This is a genomic window from Shigella sp. SIG6 (genome assembly GCF_053555815.1).
Genome location: NZ_JBQZXC010000234.1, coordinates 1 through 2,393, shown reverse-complemented (window position 1 = coordinate 2,393; position 2,393 = coordinate 1). Strand labels below are relative to the sequence as shown.

At 41.7% G+C, this 2,393-nt stretch carries 2 protein-coding genes; both read left to right on the top strand.

Annotation, left to right across the window (positions count from 1 at the left end):
• Positions 1 to 1,654: fimbria/pilus outer membrane usher protein (locus ACUU1M_RS19800; protein ID WP_449144768.1), on the top strand; the 1,654-nt coding region annotated here is incomplete at its 5' end.
• A gap of 15 nt (positions 1,655 to 1,669) precedes the next feature.
• A partial coding sequence (locus ACUU1M_RS19795; protein ID WP_449144767.1) for a fimbrial biogenesis chaperone occupies positions 1,670 to 2,393 on the top strand: 724 nt, incomplete at its 3' end.

The following is a 2,393-nucleotide window of genomic DNA, read 5'->3' as shown; positions in this document are numbered from 1 at the left end:
AATCACGGGTGTCGCACAAACGAATGCAAAGGTCACTGTCTCACAGAACAACCGTATTATTTATCAAGAAAATGTTCCTCCAGGCCCATTTGCTATTACCAATTTATTCAATACATTACAGGGGCAACTTGACGTCAAGGTTGAAGAAGAGGACGGACGCGTTACGCAATGGCAAGTTGCATCTAATAGTATTCCTTATCTGACGCGTAAAGGGCAGATTCGCTACACCACTACTATGGGTAAACCGACCAGCGTTGGTGGTGATTCCTTACAACAACCCTTCTTCTGGACTGGTGAATTCTCATGGGGTTGGCTGAACAATGTATCCCTGTATGGTGGTTCAGTTTTAACAAACCGTGATTATCAATCTCTGGCTGCCGGCGTTGGTTTTAACCTTAACTCATTGGGTTCATTATCTTTTGATGTCACACGATCTGATGCTCAGTTGCATAATCAGGATAAAGAAACGGGTTATAGCTACCGCGCTAACTATTCAAAACGTTTTGAATCTACCGGTAGCCAGCTCACTTTCGCTGGTTACCGTTTCTCTGATAAAAACTTTGTGACAATGAATGAATATATCAATGACACTAACCATTACACGAATTATCAGAATGAAAAAGAGAGTTATATTGTCACGTTTAACCAGTATCTCGAATCATTAAGGTTAAATACATACGTAAGTTTGGCTCGTAATACTTACTGGGACGCCAGCAGTAATGTGAATTATTCATTATCACTTAGCCGCGATTTTGATCTCGGGCCATTAAAAAACGTCTCCACTTCTCTAACATTTAGCCGAATAAACTGGGAAGAAGACAATCAGGATCAACTGTACCTAAATATTTCGATTCCCTGGGGAACCAGTAGAACATTGAGCTATGGTATGCAACGAAATCAGGATAACGAGATTTCGCATACTGCTTCGTGGTATGACTCTTCCGATCGAAATAATTCCTGGAGCGTTTCTGCTTCAGGCGACAATGATGAATTCAAAGATATGAAAGCGTCACTACGCGCCAGTTATCAGCATAATACCGAGAACGGTCGTCTCTATCTCTCCGGGACATCACAGCGAGACAGTTATTATTCTCTGAATGCCAGTTGGAATGGTTCATTCACGGCGACTCGTCACGGAGCCGCTTTCCATGACTATAGTGGTAGTGCTGACTCGCGTTTTATGATCGACGCAGATGGTGCAGAAGATATTCCGTTGAACAATAAACGCGCGGTAACTAATCGGTATGGCATCGGAGTTATTCCATCAGTCAGCAGTTACATAACAACATCATTAAGCGTTGATACCCGAAATCTTCCAGAAAATGTAGATATCGAAAACTCGGTTATCACCACCACCTTAACCGAAGGTGCTATTGGCTACGCCAAACTTGATACCCGCAAGGGCTATCAAATCATGGGGGTTATTCGCCTGGCAGATGGTAGTCACCCACCACTGGGGATTAGCGTAAAAGATAAAACCAGCCATAAAGAATTAGGACTGGTTGCTGATGGCGGCTTTGTATACCTCAACGGCATTCAGGATGACAGCAAACTTACTTTACGCTGGGGTGATAAATCCTGTTTTATTCAACCACCCAATAGCAGCAACTTAACCACCGGAACGGTTATTTTACCGTGTATTAGCCAAAATTAATTCAGGATGAAACTAATGCGCTACTTAAACACAAAGAATCTCATTGCAGCAGGAGTATTACTCGCCTGCATGAGCAGCATTGCCTGGGGTGCCATCATCCCGGACCGTACCCGTATCATAATGAATGAGTCAGATAAAGGGGAAGCATTAAAACTTACTAATCAAAGCAAAAATCTACCCTATCTGGCGCAAACATGGATAGAAGATACGAAAGGCAATAAATCACGTGACTTTATTGTCACGGTTCCCCCTATGGTACGTTTAAATCCCAGTGAGCAAATTCAAATAAGAATGATAAGTCAGGAAAAAATTGCTCAACTGCCTAATGACAGAGAAACGCTCTTCTATTTTAACGTGCGAGAAATACCGCCAAAAACAGATAAAAAAAATGTGATGCAAGTCACTATGCAGCACGCATTGAAACTATTCTGGCGACCAAAAGCTATTGAATTAGAAGATGATGGGGTAATGTCTTACGAAAAAGTTGAAATCATCCGTAGAAATGATGGTTCGATCCGCTTTAACAATAAGATGCCTTATCACGTTACGCTGGGTTATATCGGAACAAACGGAATCACAATGTTGCCACAAACGCAAAGTTTAATGGTAACCCCTTATAGCCATGCAGATACGCAGTTTAAAAATGTTCCGTCAGCTTTTCAGGTTGGTTATATCAATGATTTTAGTGGATTAAGTTTTTATGAAATAAACTGCCCGACGGTTAATAACTCTTGTAATG